Consider the following 14,160-nt stretch of genomic DNA (forward strand, 5'->3'; position numbering starts at 1 on the left):
GATTAAAGGACGCTTTCCAGCCAGCCCTTGAGCTGGCTTTTGGGCGCGGCGCCCAGCTTTTGCGCGACGGGTTCGCCGTTCTTGAACAGCACCATCAGCGGGATCGACTGCACGCCGAACTTGGCGGCGGTGTCGGTGCTATCCATGATGTCGACCTTGGCGATGGTAACCTTGTCGGCCAGTTCCTCGCTGATTTCTTCCAGCGCGGGGGCGATCATCTTGCACGGGCCGCACCAGTCAGCCCAGAAATCGACCAGCACGGGCTTGTCGGAATTGAGCACGTCGTCGGCAAAGCTGGCATCGGTTACGGCGATAGTGGCCATGGGAATCTCCTGTCTGTTGCTTGCCAATCTAGGACGCGCGGGCCGCTTGGCAATCGGGGCGCGTCAAAAGGATTCCTGCGGCGCGGTCAATGCCTGCTTGTGGACAGCCAGCAAATCCGCCGGGATCGCCAGCAGTTTCGGCACCTGCGTATAGAGCAGCGCGGCATCGACCGTGCGGCCCGGATAGGCGGCCTCCAGCGCGGCGGCATAGGCTGCCATCTGCCGCAGGATCGCCACCGGCACTCCATCCAGGCTGGCGGGCGGACGCCGCGCGGTCTTGAAATCGACCAGGCGGATGCGCGCCGGTTCGATCAGCAGGCGGTCAATCGTCCCGGCCACGACCTGCCCGCCGACCGTCGCCGCAATCGGCACTTCGGCCAGCGCGGCGGGGGTGAACAGGTCGCTCCAGTCCTTGTGCTCCACCACGGCCAGCGCGGACGCGGCCATTTCGGCGCGGGCATGGGCGTCAAGGTCACTGGCCGAACGCGCCAGCCAGCCTTGCGCGGCGGCCTTGCGTTCCGCCGGGGGCACATCGGGCAGGCGTTCCAGCAGCTTGTGCAGCAGCACGCCCCGGCGCGCGGCGGCCATGCCCGCACCCGGCGGGAACGGCGGATCGGCCGCGAGTTCCTCGCCCAGCGCCGACGGAGCCAGCGGGCGCGGCGGGCGCGGTTCGGCGGGCGGCGCGCGGTCCAGCCAGGGCGGCAACAGCGGCAGGCTGGCCGGGTCTCCGCCCGTGCGCGGCGGTGCGGCCGGCAGGGCGTCGCCATGTTCCAGCCGCGCGCCCCAGATCGGGTCTTCCACCCATTCATCGGCCAGGAACAGCCCGGCCAGCCGCGCATACCAGCTGTCTGGCGCGGGCTCCTTCTCCTTCGGCCCCAGCGCGCCCGCCACGAACAGCGCCTCTTCCGCGCGAGTCATCGCGACGTAGAGCAGGCGCCAGTGCTCCTGCCGCTCCTCGGCCTTGGCCTGCGCTTCGGCGGCGCGAATCGGCCCCACCTTTTCCTCGGTCCGCAGGCTGGGCAGCGGCACCGCGCGGCCTGCCGGATCGGGCAGGGTCAGCGGGCTGCCGAGCGAGCGATCGGGATTATCCGCCGCATCGGCCAGGATCACGATCGGTGCCTGCAAGCCTTTCGATCCGTGGACCGTCATCACCCGCACTTCATCGCCGCGCTGGCCCGCCTCGCGCTTCAGCTCGCCCTCGCCCGCGTCGAACCAGCGGATGAAGCCGAGCAGGCTGGGGACCGAGCTGGCGGCATAGGCGCTGGCGGCGTTGAGCAGCTCGTCAATCGGATCGTTGGCTTCGCCGCCCAGCCGTGCAACCAGCTGGCGGCGCCCCTGCCACGGCCCGGTCAGCAGCCAGTGCAGCAGCGCCTGCGGGGTCTCGCGATCAGCCTGGTTGAGCAGGTCCACCAGCCGGTCCACCGTGCCCGCAACAAAGGGATCGCGCGAGCGACCCAGGTGGCTCCACAGCCGCACCCGCTCACCCCGGTGGCCGTGTTCCAGCAACTGCTCCTGCGTCCACCCCAGCAGCGGCGAGACGAGCAGGCAGGCAAGGTTGAGATCGTCGAGCGGCTGGGTGGCAAACCGCACCGCCGCCATCAGATCGCGCACCGCCAGCGGCGCGGCCAGCCGCAGCCGGTCCACCCCCGCCACCGGCACTCCGGCCGCATGAAGCCGCGCGACAATCAGCCCGGCCAGTTCCTTGCGCTTGCGCACCAGCACCATGACGTCGCCCGGCCCGGCGCGGCGCAATCCGCCCTTTTGCAGGGGAAAGCCGTGATCCATCCAGCTGCGCACCTGCCGCGCGATCCGGTCGGCCAGCCGCCGGTCCGACCGGGCGAACCAGCCCTCCTGCCCTTCGTCGTCGTCATCGCCGCCGGCCTGTTCGGATGCGTCGCCGACCACCCGCCACAGCGCGACATGGCCGGGCCGCGCCTCACCCACGTGCTGTTCCGGCTCACGCGGCAGGCCGAAGGCGGCATAGCCGATCCGGGCAATCGCCATGTTGACGAAATCCAGCACGGATTGCGCGGTGCGGAAGCTTTGCCCCAGATCGAGGTCCTGCAATTCGCGCGCCGCGATATTGCCGCGCAGCGCCTCGGCATTCTGGGCCAGACCGGCCATTTCCGCGCGCACCCGCTCGCGCGCGGCTTCGAAGTTTTCCGGGCTGGTCCCCTGGAAGCGGAAAATCGCCTGCTTGTAATCGCCCACCACGAACAGCGTGCGCAGCTTGTCGGCATGGGCGCCCAGCCCTGCAAAGAAATCGCCGGTCAGCGCGTTGATGATATCCCATTGCTGGGCGTTGGTATCCTGCGCCTCGTCCACCAGAATGTGATCGAAGCGCCGGTCCAGCTTGTAGCGGATCCACTCGGCGAGGTCCGACTGGTGCAGCAAGGCGGCGGCCTGGCGAATCTGGTCGTCGAAATCGATGAACCCGGCGCGCGCCTTCGCCTCGTCCCACGCCAGCGCGAACTTGCGGCCCAGCTCCAGCGCGGGAGCAAGCCATTCGGAGAGGTCAAGCAGCGCCTTGCGGTCCGTCACGGCGTTGACGGCCTCAAGCACCGCCAATCCCGCCGCCTCGAAGTTCTCTTCGAACTTTTCGACATAGCGCTTGTTTTTGACGTTACCCTCTTTCGAGAACATCGTCGTCACCAGCGCATCAAGCTCAGATCGCCGCTGTTGAGGCGAAGCAGACAACCAATCCGCAATCACCGCGCGCGCGGCGATCGCAGTCGGCGATTGCCACTGGTTATAGGCCGACAGACAGCAGCGCAGCGCATCGACCGCGAAGGCATCATCACTGCACAACGCCACCAGATCGTCCGGCCCGGCATCGCTGGGCAGGCCGATCAGTTGCCGTATACGCGGCAGCATCGGCGGCTGCCAACCGGTGGAGCCGGTCCACAGCTCATGCGCCTGCGCGCAGCGCAGCAGCCATGATTCCACCTTGTCCGGACCCAGCCGGACGGAAAGATTGGCCAGTGCCTCCAGCGTGCCTGCGTCGTTCTGCGCCTCGGCATCGGCGAGCAGATCGGCCAGAACTTCGCGGCGCAGCAGGTCGCGGTCACGGTCCTCCATCGCGCGGGTGCCGGGGGTTAGCCCGGCCTCATGCGGGAACGCGGCGAGCAGCCACTGGGCAAAGGCGTGGATCGTATCGATCCGCAGGCCCCCGCCGGGGCAGTCCAGCACTTCGGCGAACAGCGTGCGGGCGCGGGCCTGCGTATCCGGGCCGATATCCGCCCCGATGGCCTGCAAGTCCGCGGCCAGGGCTTCGGGCTTGGCCCGCACCCAGCGCGCCAACACCTCGTTGATCCGCGCCGCCATTTCGGTCGCCCCGGCCTTGGTGAACGTCAGGCACAGCACCTGCCCCGGACTGACCCCGTCCTCCAGCAGCAGCCGCAGCACGCGGGCCGAAAGCACTTGCGTCTTGCCAGTCCCCGCCGAGGCGGAGAGCCACACCGTGTCTGCCGGATTGACGGCCGGACGCTGGTTGCCGACGAGGGGCCAGAGTTTTGCCGAACCGCTCATTGGCCGCCCTCCATTTGGCCGCCTTCCATTTGACTGGCCTCCCCGCGCGCCTGCCATTCGTCCAGCCGCATCAGCTGGTCATAGTCGTTGTAGCCGCCAAGGTCCGGATTGAGCCGCGCGGTGAAGGGTTCGTCGCCCTTGATCCAGCGCCGGATCGCATCGGCCAGAAAGCCCTCGATCTTTTCAAGGAACTGCTCACGCGGGATGCCGGATTTTTTCTTGTCCTCTAGGATTGGTTCGGTTGCATAGCCAAAGCCGGTTTCGCTGGTCTTGGCCTTGGATTTGCCCAGCGACCAGTATTCGAACCGCTCCGGCTCGCCCGTTACCCCGGCAAAACCCCCGTCGCGCGCGATCAGGCCGATCACGCCCAGTTGCAAGGCGAAGCCTTCTTCCACCATGCGCGGCGTTGGGGGGGCGCCGGTCTTGTAATCGACCACCGCCAGCGCCCCATCCGGCAGCCGGTCAATCCGGTCGGCCCGGCCATGGACCTTGACGTCCATGAACGTCATTTCACCCGTCTTTTCGCTGACCGCCACGGTGCGACCCTGCGCGGCAGCGGCGCGCACTTCGGCGTCGATCCATTCCAGCGCTTTCGACAGGCGCGGCCACCACAAGTGGCGGACGAGCGGGTGCGCCTGCATCGCGGCGAGCTCTTCCGACGCCAGCGCCAGCAATTCGCCCGCCCCGCCCTCACTCTTGTGCCAGCGTTCCAGCACCCGGTGAACCACGGTGCCCTTCCACGCGGCGGTCGGTTCCGCATCCAGCGCGTCGAGCGAGCGCAGCCCGAGGATCGCCTGCGCGTAGAACTGGTAGGGATCGCCGCGCAGCCGGTCGATCGCAGTGACGGCCAGCGGCACGTCGCGTTGCTCCGCCGAAGGCATCGGCTTGGGCTGAGGATAGGCCGGCGCGGGGTTGGCCCGGTCGATCCGGCGGGCCAGATCGATCGCGGCGACTTCGCGGTGCTGGTCGGCCAGCTCGCCCAGCATGGCCTCCACCCGCATGACGAAGCGGCTGGGGATCACCGGCCCGCCCTCATCGCGCAAGGCATGGCTCAGCACCACTTCCGGTGCACCGAGCGCCCCGGCAAGGTCATGCGCGGACAGGCCGATGCGAAACTCCGCCCCCGGCACGCCCAGCGCACGCAGCACGGCGGGGGGAAGCAACGCTTCGGGCGACGGGCTGGCAGGCCAGCTGCCCTCGGTCAGCCCGGCGCAGATCACCAGGTCGGCACGGCTCATCCGCGCTTCCAGCAGGCCATAGATCGCGACGCGCGGGTGGCCGCCCCACGGCGGGCGCACCGCCACGCGGTCCATCGCATCGCGCAGCACGGCGGGCAGATCGCGCGGGCCGATCACGGTGCCAATCGCCCGCGCGCCCTCGCGCAAGTCCTCGATGAAGGCGGCCAGCGCGCGGCCATCGGCCCCGCTCCACAGCGCGTCCCCGCACAAGGCCTCGCCGCCCGCTAAGAGCAGATCGAGCGCGTCGGCCAGCGGCACTTCCTCGGCCCAGTCGAGCAGCGGGGTCAGCACGGTTTCCACCTCGCACCACCAGCTGCGAATATCCTCGCCGTCCGCGCGCTTGGCCAGCTTGTCGATGGCCGCATGGAGCGGCGGCAAGCCCGGCGCGGGGCGCGGGCCGCGCAGTTCCAGATCGAGCGCACGGACCCGTTCCAGCCAGTCACGCCGCCCCTCGCCCGCGCGGACCAGCGGGTGTTGCAGCAGCGCCAGCAGCGGCACCGGCGCGGCGGCTTCTGCCGCGACTTCGGCCAGCAGCAGCAGCGCGCGGCCCGCCGAGGTTTGCGGCAGCGGGCGACCGGCGGTGTCGTCGGCGGCAATGCCCCAGCGTTTCAGCTGCGCGATGACGCGCCCTGCCAGGCCGCGATCCGGCGTGATCAGCGCAACGCGGCGTTCCGGCTGTTCCAGCGCCTGCCGGATCAGGATCGCAATAGCCTGCGCCTCCTCGCCCGGATGCGCGCTTTGCATCAAGCGCACGCCCGACAGGCGGCGCTGCGCGGCGGGCAGATCGACCCAGCCCGCGCTCGCGGCGGGGGGCAGGAACAGGTTGGAAATCGCGCGGCTGCGTTCCGGCGGAGCGGCGGCCAGACCCGCACGGTGCCAGGGCTGCACTTCATCGCGGTTCACGCCCATGCGGTTGAGCAGCAGCTTCAGGTGATATTGCGGGTGCGTCACCGCGTCGCGCTCACCGAACGGCGGATCGTCCGGCCCCTCCGGCGCGCCAGCCGTGCCCAGCGCGGCCCAGACATCGCGGTCCAGCGACAGGTCCAGATCGGGCAGGATCACCGCGCCGCGCGGGGTTTCCGCAATCGTGCGCAGCAGCGCGGCCAGCGCGGGCGAGGCGCTGGTTACGCCCGCCGCAACCACCGGATGCGCAGGCGGCGCTTCGCGCCAGCGCCGCGCGGCATACTGGAACAGCAGGTTGCGCCGCTCTGGCGGGTCCACTTCGCCGCGCTCGGCAAGGTCAGCCAGCCAGTGCGCCTGCACCGTGGCGAACAGCCGGGTCGCCTGCCGCCAGTGATCGGCCAGATCGCCGACGATCCCCGCAACGCGGTCCTGCAGCAGGTCGCCAAGTTCGATCCCTTCGACGGCCAGCCGGTCCATCGTCCGCCCGGTTTCCTGCGCCAGTCGCAACAAGCCCGGTGCCTTGGGGGCATCCTCGCCCAGTTCCGCCTTGAGCAGCTGCGCCAGCCGCAGCCAGCGCCGGGTCGGGTCGGCGGCGGGAGGAATGGCGCTGCCCGCGCCCAGCGGATCGAGCAGCGGCCCCAGCGTTTCGTCGAGGTCGAGGTCGCCCACCACCGCCATGCGCGGCAGCAGCATCCCCCCACCCGACAGGCGAATGAACGCCTCGGTCACGATCCGTTCGGCGCGGCGGCTAGGCAGCAGCAGGGTCAGCCGGGCCAGCCCGACATCGTCCCGCGCATAACGCGGGATCAGACCGGCGACGAGTGCGTCGGCGAACCCGCGATGCGCGGCGATGGAGTAGACTTGCGGCCCCGCCCGCTCAGCCACGGGCGAGCGCCGCCTCGGTCATGGCAATGGCGGCGGGGTAGCCGACATCGAACCACTGGCCGTGGTGAACCAGCCCGAAGCAGCGTCCCTGCGCAATCGCGCGGTCCCAGAACACGTTGGTCGAAAACACCGCCTCCGGGGGATCGGCGATCACCCGCCTGGCCAGCAGCTGGATGCCTGTCCAGACATAGGGACGCGGCCGCTTTGGCCCTTCGCGGGAGATGCGACCGTCGGCGTCGAGGTCGAAATCGCCAGTCCCCTGCGTGTTGCCCGCGCGGCTTGTCGGCACCAGCAGCATCAGCACGTCCATCCGCGCATCGTCCCACGCCTCGGCCAGCCGCAACAGGGCGTTCCCGCCCGCGTCGGTCCACCAGTTGTCGGCGTTGATGCAATAGAACGGATCGTCCGCGATCAGGTCTTTGGCCTGCACCAGCCCGCCCCCGGTATCGCGCAGCAGCCCGCGTTCATCGGAAATGCGGACATCGAAATCGGCAGCGTGCTTCGCCAGATGCGCCTCGACTTGATCGGCGAGGTAGTGGACGTTGACCACGATCCGCCCCACCCCGGCAGCGCGCAGCTGATCCAGCACGTGATCGAGCAGGGTCTGCCCGGCCACCTCGACCAGCGGTTTCGGCCGGTCCTTGGTCAGCGGCAGCATCCGCGTGCCCAGCCCCGCGGCCATCACCATCGCCGTGCCGGGATGCGCAGCGCTCATACCGTGAACGTGCCGCCGCCCGCCGCGCGCAATTCCGCCGGGATATTGGCATCGAACCAGCGCGCCACCGGTTCCAGCGCCGGGTGCGCCAGATCGCGTTCCAGCAAGGCCCAGACGCGCGGGATGTAATCCAGGTAACGCGGCTTGCCGTCGCGCTTCCACAGGCGCACGAAAATGCCCACGATCTTGGCGTTGCGCTGCGCGCCGAGGCGGGCGTAGTCGGCCAGGAAATCCGCGCCCGCGCCGGTCTGGCGGACGTAGTAATCGAACATTTCCGCTTCAAGTTCCGGTGCCACGTCGCGGCGCGCGTCTTGCAGCAGCGACACCAGGTCATAGGCCGGATGGCCGACCAGCGCGTCCTGAAAGTCCAGCAGGCCCTGCTTTTCCAGCGCACCCAGCAGCATCACGTTTTCGGCGTGATAATCGCGCATCACCACCACGCCGGGGCGCTGGCGCGGCAGCATCGGGCTGAGCACGGCTTCCCACGCGGCGGCATAGCCGGGACCATCGACGTAAAGGTTCTGCGCCGGGCAATACCAGTCAACCAGCAGCTTCGCCTCGCGCTGGTATTCGGCCAGGCTGTAGTCGCGGAACGGGCCAGGCGGCAGGCGGTGCAGATCGACCAGCGTGTCGATCGCGGCGGTATAGACCGCGCGTTCGTCGTCCGGCCACTGGTCCAGATACTCGCGCATCCGCACTTCGCCGAAGTCTTCGAGCAGGACCAGCCCGCGCAGCCCATCCTCGGCCAGGATGTGCGGCGCGCGCAGGCCGTTGGCGTCGAGCCACTTGGCGGCACGCAGGAACGGCTGGGGATCTTCCTCTGGCGGCGGAGCGTCCATCAGCATAGCCGATTTATCGCCCCGGCGAATGCGGAAATAGCGGCGGAACGAGGCATCGCCCGCCAGCGGTTCAACCACGCCGTCGCCCCATCCGGCGCTGGCAAGAAAGGCTTCGACGCCGTCAGGCAGGTTCAGTCCCATGGCTCCCGCCCTAGCCAATCGGGACCGGCTGTCGCAATGGCAATCCGCCCGCTGTCCGCAGTTTCCAGGGCGAGCGAGAGGCACCCCGGTTCATGTCCGAACCCGCCCGCGTGTTCCGGCCATTCCGCCAGCAGCGCCGCGCCGTAACGATAGTCGTCCAGTCCCAGCTCCTCCGCCTCGTCCGGGTGGTCCAGCCGGTAGAAATCGGCATGGACCAGCGGCAGGCGCACGGCGGGGGGATCATAAGTCTCGATGATGGCAAAGCTGGGGGACGGCACTTCGCCCGCATGGCCCAGCGCGGCGATGATCGCGCGGGCCAGCGTGGTCTTGCCCGCGCCCAGCCCGCCCGACAGTGCAATCACATCGCCGGGGCGCAAGGCGGTGGCGATGCGGCGGCCAAAGGCCTCGGTCGCGGCCAGATCGGGCAGCGCAATGCGCATCACGGCAAGTCAATGATCGCGGCAGTGCCCTGCCCCGGCTGCGACATCAGTTCCAGCATCCCGCCATGCGCCTCGATCAGTTGCCGCGCGAGCGGCAGGCCAAGGCCCTGACGGCGCTCCACCGCCTTGCCATCGGCCGACAGCTTCAGCCCTTCCAGCGCACGGGCCAGCGTCGGGCCGTCCATGCCGGGGCCATTGTCGGAAATGACGACCCGCGCCTTGCCCTTGCGGGCAGCCAGTTCAACCAGAATGCGCCCGCCCGGCGGCGTGGCCGAGATCGCGTTGTCGAGCACGTGCCCCAGCGCGCGGGCCAGCCGGCGCCGATCCCCCATGATCCGGCCCACGCCCTTCGCCCCGCGCAAGTCCAAGGTCAGGCCGCCATCCTTCAGCCGCGCCGCGCGATCTTCGACCAGCTTGGTCAGCAGCGGGAACAGGTCCACTTCCTCACGCGCAAGGGGCAGCATTCCGGCTTCGCTTTGCGACAGGTCCAGCACCGATTCGATCTGCTCGCCCAGCCGCTCGACCGACGTGAGGATCGCGGCGACATATTCGCGGCCCTGCTCGGACAGTTCACCGCCCAGCCCGGCTTCCAGCAGTTCGGCAAACCCGCCGATCGAGGTCAGCGGCGTACGGAATTCATAGCTCATGTTGGCAAGGAAGCGCGTTTTCATCGCGTCCGCTTCTTCCAGCGCGGCGTTGCGTTCGCGCAGGGCTTCCTCAGCCTTTTGCGAATCGGTGATGTCCAGCACGGTCAACAGCCCGTTGCCATCGGGCAGCGGCACGCCCGCGAATTCCAGCGTGCGCCCATCGGCCAGCACCGCCCGCCCCGTAGTCTGCCGCCGGTCCAGCGTCGCGCCGCGCACGGCATCGCCCACGGACTTGGCCTTGACCGGTTTGAGCAACCGGCGCGCGATCCGCTCCAGCAGCGATTCGATCCGGGGATGGGTATCCAGGAACGTGTCTTCCAGCCCCCAGTCGGCCGCAAACCGCCGGTTCCACAGCTGCATCCGGCCATCAGGCGCGAACACCGCGATCGATTCGAACAGGCTGTCGAACGTGGCAGTGCGGGTGCGCAGCAGGGTATCGCGCACGGCGGACAGGCGCAGCTGCTCGGTCCGGTCCTCCGCAATCAGCATCAGCCCGCCATCCGGCAGCGGCTGCGCGACGATCCGCAAGTGCGTGCCGTCACCCAGCGCCCAGGCTTCCTCTTGCGCCGCACTGGCCAGGAACCAGCCCGCGCGCGCTCGCCGCCAGGCCGGGAAATCGCGCGCTTCGGGCACCCGGCCCGCATCGCGCGCCTGATCCAGGAACCGTTCGAACTGCGGCGGATCGATCATCACGGCGGGCTTGAGCGCGAAAATGCGCTGGAACGGCTGGTTGGCAAAGGTCAGCTGGCGCTTGGCATCGAACTGGGCGACCCCGGCGGACAGCTGGTCCAGCATGGCGCGCTGCGCCTCGCGGAACGCGCGGAAGGCGCGGCCCTGCTCTTCCATGTCCTCGATATCGACGGCGTAACCGGCCACGCCTTCATCGCCCAGCGGCAGGTCCGACACGCGCAGCGCCCGGCGCGCGCCGTCGATCGTCGCCGCGACGATCCGCTCGATCGGCAGGCGCTTGGCTGCCGCCTGCAAGGCAATCTGCCGCGCGGTCAGGCCATCGACGCTTTCGATCAGTTCCGTCCCGTCCGCCACCACGGCGCGGGCATCCTTGCCCCCGACCGCACGGACATAGGCATCGTTGACCAGCCGCAGCGAGCCGTCGCCCCCGCGGAACCACATCGGCATCGGTGCCGCTTCGATCAGGCCGACCAGCGCGGCGAAATCGGCACGCGCACTGGCCGCTTCGGCGCGCAATTGCACCAGTTCGCTCTCGCTGTCGGAAAAGTCGAACACCCACACCAGCGCCGCGCCGCCGGGGGACACCGCCGGGTCGGCCAGGTGCCCGCGCAAGGCCAGGCTGCGCTTCGACCCGCGCGGGGTGACCACCATGCGGAAGGGTGCGGCGGTTTTCTGGGTGCGGCGCACCGCCTCGGTCAGCTGCGCCAGCTGCTCGCCGGTCAGCCCGCCGCCGCCGCCGTCGATCCGCCCGCCGTCCAGCTCGGTCAGAAAGCGGGGGACCGCATCCAGCCCCAGCCAGTTGGCCAGCCGCTGCGGCGCCTCGATCTTGCCGTCGACGCGCACCAGCAGCGGCAGCGCCGGGCTTTCATCCACCATCCGCGCCAGCCGCTTGGCATGGCGCTGGCTGGCTTCGGCGCGGCGTTCGCGCTGGCGGGCAGACAGCACCGCCCACGCCGCAGCCATCGTCCACGCGGCCAGCAGCAGCCCGATCACGGTCAAAGCCAGGGGGGACAGGGTCATGACACCCAGCTATGCGCGCCCAGCGCCAATGGCAAGGGCGGCACAGTGGCCGCCCCTGTGATAAGTTGCAGGTTCCGCCGGTCGGGAGCCGGTCAGTAGCGATAGTGGTCCGGCTTGAACGGCCCTTCGGTCGACACGCCGATGTAATCGGCCTGCTTCTTCGACAACTTGGTCAGCTTCACGCCCAGCTTTTCGAGGTGCAGCGCCGCGACCTTTTCGTCGAGGTGCTTGGGCAGGACATAGACTTCGTTCTTGTATTCCGAAGCCTTGGTGAACAGCTCGATCTGCGCCAGCGTCTGATTGGTGAAGCTGGCCGACATGACAAAGCTGGGATGGCCGGTGGCGCAGCCCAGGTTCACCAGGCGGCCCTTTGCCAGCACGATGATCTGCTTGCCATCGGGGAATTCGACCAGGTCGGTGCCCGGCTTCACTTCGGTCCACTTGTAGTTCGACAGGGCGGCGATCTGGATCTCGCTGTCGAAGTGGCCGATGTTGCACACGATGCTCATCGGCTTCATCGCCTTCATGTGCTCGGCGGTGATGACGTCTTCGTTACCAGTGGCGGTGACGAAGATGTCGCAGCGCTTCACCGCTTCTTCCATCGTGACGACCTCATAGCCTTCCATCGCCGCCTGCAGCGCGCAGATCGGATCGATTTCGGTGACCATCACGCGCGCGCCGCCCTGGCGGAGCGAAGCGGCGCTGCCCTTGCCCACATCGCCAAAACCGGCGACGCAGGCGACCTTGCCAGCCAGCATCACGTCGGTGGCGCGGCGGATCGCGTCGACCAGCGATTCCTTGCAACCATAGAGGTTGTCGAACTTCGACTTGGTGACGCTGTCGTTCACGTTGATCGCGGGGAACGGCAGCTTGCCGTCCTTGGCGATCTGGTAGAGCCGGTGCACGCCGGTGGTGGTTTCCTCCGACACGCCCTTGATGTGCGCGACCGACATCGTGAGATAGCCCGGCTTCTTCTTGAGGAACGCCTTCAGCGCGCGGCAGAATTCGATTTCCTCAGCATTGCTGGGCTCGAAAAGGTCTTCACCCGCTTCGACCCGCGCGCCCCACAGCGCGAACATCGTGGCATCGCCGCCATCGTCGAGGATCATGTTGGCGGTGCGGCCAGTGCCGTCATCCCAGTCAAAGATGCTGCCGACATAGTCCCAGTATTCGGCCAGGCTTTCGCCCTTCACCGCAAAGACCGGAATGCCCGCGGCGGCAATCGCGGCGGCGGCGTGGTCCTGCGTGGAGAAGATGTTGCAGGTGGCCCAGCGCACTTCCGCACCCAGCGCGACCAGCGTTTCGATCAGCACGGCGGTCTGGATCGTCATGTGCAGCGAACCGGTGATCCGCGCGCCCTTCAGCGGCTGGCTGGGGCCGAACTCCTCGCGCAGGGCCATCAGGCCGGGCATTTCGGTTTCGGCAATGCGGATTTCCGCGCGGCCAAAGTCGGCCAGGCCGATATCGGCAATCACGTAATCCTTGGCGGCTTCGGCGGTAGTGGCCACGATGCTAACTCCTGTGAACGTCGTTTCGGCGCGGCCCATACGACAAGGGCGGCACCGGCATGGTCCCGCCCTTAGCCGCTCACCCCAAGCGGCGCAAATATAAAGAAGTCTTTATATGGACCTGTGGTCAGCGCGCCCAGGCAAATTGCGGCGTACCGGACGACGCCAGCAACTGGTCCGCCGCCGCCAGCAACGGTTCCGGCCCGCTGGCTTCGGCCAGCCCGCGCGCCACCTGCTTCAGCTGCGCGCAGTTCAGCCACGGGTGCCCCTGGCCATAGGCGTTCGCCATCGTCACGCTCAGCCTGTCGAGCGCGCGGTTGGCCCCGCCAGCCCCGTGGCTCGCGGCCAGTTCGGTCTTCAACGCATCGCTCGCCTTGTTGAGTTCTGCGATGTGGCGCGTGGTGAAGCGGCCATAATCGGCCTGGAAATTGTCACTCGTGGTGCGGCATCGCAGCCCCGTAACCATCAGCATGATATCCAGCCGCCGCAACTTTTCCGCCTTGCTCATCGGCGCGGCCAGCACGGGCTGGGAACATAGCATTGCCACTGCGGCCATTCCGGCCGCGACCCCTGAAACTCGGTTCATCTGCAGTCTCCCGGCGGGACGGTCCCGCCAGGCTCACCCTGTCGGAGCCGGTTTACGGAATCTTAAACCGGGCCAGTAAAGCGAAATTAAGCATAACCGGACGTTGCGGAGTGCGGCGGCTGCCCTATATCCTGCGAGAGACTCGCAAATTCCCAACACCATCACAGGAGACGGATCCCATGACCATTTCAGTTGGCGACAAGCTGCCAGACGTAAAGCTCGTCAAGGCGGGCGAAAACGGCCCCGAAGCGGTGCAGTCGTCGGATTACTTCAAGGGCAAGCGCGTCGCGCTGTTCTCGGTTCCCGGCGCGTTCACGCCGACCTGCTCGGCCAAGCACCTGCCGGGCTATGTCGAAAAGGCCGAAGACCTGAAGGCCAAGGGCATCGACGAAATCGCCTGCACCGCCGTCAACGATCCGTTCGTGATGGGCGCGTGGGGCAAGGCCGCCGGTTCGGCCGACGTGACCATGCTGGCTGACGGCAACGGCGACTTTGCCGAAGCGCTGGGCCTGACGATGGACGGCAGCGGCTTTGGCCTGGGCAAGCGCGGCCAGCGCTTCTCGATGGTGGTCAACGACGGCGTGGTCGAACAGCTCCACGTCGAAGCACCGGGCGACTTCAAGGTCAGCGCGGCCGACTACATGATCGAGCAACTCTAAGTTGCTGCGATAAAAAAAGGGGGCAAGAACCGATGTTC

10 protein-coding genes are annotated in these 14,160 nt (G+C 68.3%); 1 reads left to right on the plus strand and 9 read right to left on the minus strand.

The window, feature by feature from the left end:
• Nucleotides 1-2: 2 nt before the first annotated feature.
• The 9 genes from trxA to IE113_RS03825 form a co-directional block, all read right to left on the minus strand.
• The gene (gene trxA / locus IE113_RS03785; protein ID WP_189539104.1) at nt 3-323 is read right to left on the minus strand and encodes a thioredoxin; all 321 of its coding nucleotides are present in this window, start codon (nt 321-323) and stop codon (nt 3-5) included.
• Nucleotides 324-386: 63 nt separating this feature from the next.
• Nucleotides 387-3,851 (minus strand): double-strand break repair helicase AddA, encoded by a 3,465-nt coding sequence (gene addA, locus IE113_RS03790; protein ID WP_189539105.1) that lies wholly within the window; start codon nt 3,849-3,851, stop codon nt 387-389.
• Nucleotides 3,848-6,877 carry a double-strand break repair protein AddB gene (gene addB / locus IE113_RS03795; protein WP_189539106.1) on the minus strand — a complete coding sequence of 1,010 codons (3,030 nt, stop codon included), beginning with the start codon at nt 6,875-6,877 and terminating at the stop codon, nt 3,848-3,850. The genes addA and addB overlap by 4 nt, the downstream gene beginning before the upstream one ends.
• Nucleotides 6,870-7,592: a nucleotidyltransferase family protein gene (locus tag IE113_RS03800; RefSeq protein WP_229822131.1), complete on the minus strand. Its 723-nt coding sequence runs from the start codon at nt 7,590-7,592 to the stop codon at nt 6,870-6,872. Before IE113_RS03800 ends, addB begins: the two co-directional genes overlap by 8 nt.
• On the minus strand, nt 7,589-8,572 hold the full coding sequence (locus IE113_RS03805; RefSeq protein WP_189539107.1) for an aminoglycoside phosphotransferase family protein: 984 nt from the start codon (nt 8,570-8,572) through the stop codon (nt 7,589-7,591). The genes IE113_RS03800 and IE113_RS03805 overlap by 4 nt, the downstream gene beginning before the upstream one ends.
• Nucleotides 8,563-9,012: a tRNA (adenosine(37)-N6)-threonylcarbamoyltransferase complex ATPase subunit type 1 TsaE gene (tsaE, locus tag IE113_RS03810; RefSeq protein ID WP_189539108.1), complete on the minus strand. Its 450-nt coding sequence runs from the start codon at nt 9,010-9,012 to the stop codon at nt 8,563-8,565. Before tsaE ends, IE113_RS03805 begins: the two co-directional genes overlap by 10 nt.
• Nucleotides 9,012-11,369, minus strand: coding sequence for a sensor histidine kinase (locus IE113_RS03815; protein WP_189539109.1), 2,358 nt, complete (start codon nt 11,367-11,369; stop codon nt 9,012-9,014). Before IE113_RS03815 ends, tsaE begins: the two co-directional genes overlap by 1 nt.
• Nucleotides 11,370-11,461: 92 nt before the next feature.
• On the minus strand, nt 11,462-12,877 hold the full coding sequence (gene ahcY / locus IE113_RS03820; RefSeq protein WP_189539110.1) for an adenosylhomocysteinase: 1,416 nt from the start codon (nt 12,875-12,877) through the stop codon (nt 11,462-11,464).
• A 127-nt stretch (nt 12,878-13,004) separates the two neighbouring features.
• The gene (locus IE113_RS03825) at nt 13,005-13,463 is read right to left on the minus strand and encodes an S-adenosyl-L-homocysteine hydrolase (RefSeq protein ID WP_189539111.1); all 459 of its coding nucleotides are present in this window, start codon (nt 13,461-13,463) and stop codon (nt 13,005-13,007) included.
• Nucleotides 13,464-13,642: 179 nt separating this feature from the next.
• Between IE113_RS03825 and IE113_RS03830 the strand changes: the two genes are divergently transcribed.
• The gene (locus IE113_RS03830; RefSeq protein WP_189539112.1) at nt 13,643-14,122 is read left to right on the plus strand and encodes a peroxiredoxin; all 480 of its coding nucleotides are present in this window, start codon (nt 13,643-13,645) and stop codon (nt 14,120-14,122) included.
• Nucleotides 14,123-14,160: the final 38 nt, after the last annotated feature.

The sequence above is a fragment of the Novosphingobium arvoryzae genome, from assembly GCF_014652615.1.
Classification (GTDB): Bacteria; Pseudomonadota; Alphaproteobacteria; order Sphingomonadales; family Sphingomonadaceae; genus Novosphingobium; species Novosphingobium arvoryzae.

Bases quoted from the DNA above. Each gene is read 5' to 3' on its own strand.
- IE113_RS03830 (WP_189539112.1), top strand. From the start codon at position 13,643: ATGACCATTTCAGTTGGCGACAAGCTGCCAGACGTAAAGCTCGTCAAG.
- IE113_RS03825 (WP_189539111.1), bottom strand. From the start codon at position 13,463: ATGAACCGAGTTTCAGGGGTCGCGGCCGGAATGGCCGCAGTGGCAATG.
- IE113_RS03805 (WP_189539107.1), bottom strand. From the start codon at position 8,572: ATGGGACTGAACCTGCCTGACGGCGTCGAAGCCTTTCTTGCCAGCGCC.
- addA (WP_189539105.1), bottom strand. From the start codon at position 3,851: ATGAGCGGTTCGGCAAAACTCTGGCCCCTCGTCGGCAACCAGCGTCCG.
- tsaE (WP_189539108.1), bottom strand. From the start codon at position 9,012: ATGCGCATTGCGCTGCCCGATCTGGCCGCGACCGAGGCCTTTGGCCGC.
- IE113_RS03815 (WP_189539109.1), bottom strand. From the start codon at position 11,369: ATGACCCTGTCCCCCCTGGCTTTGACCGTGATCGGGCTGCTGCTGGCC.
- IE113_RS03800 (WP_229822131.1), bottom strand. From the start codon at position 7,592: ATGAGCGCTGCGCATCCCGGCACGGCGATGGTGATGGCCGCGGGGCTG.
- trxA (WP_189539104.1), bottom strand. From the start codon at position 323: ATGGCCACTATCGCCGTAACCGATGCCAGCTTTGCCGACGACGTGCTC.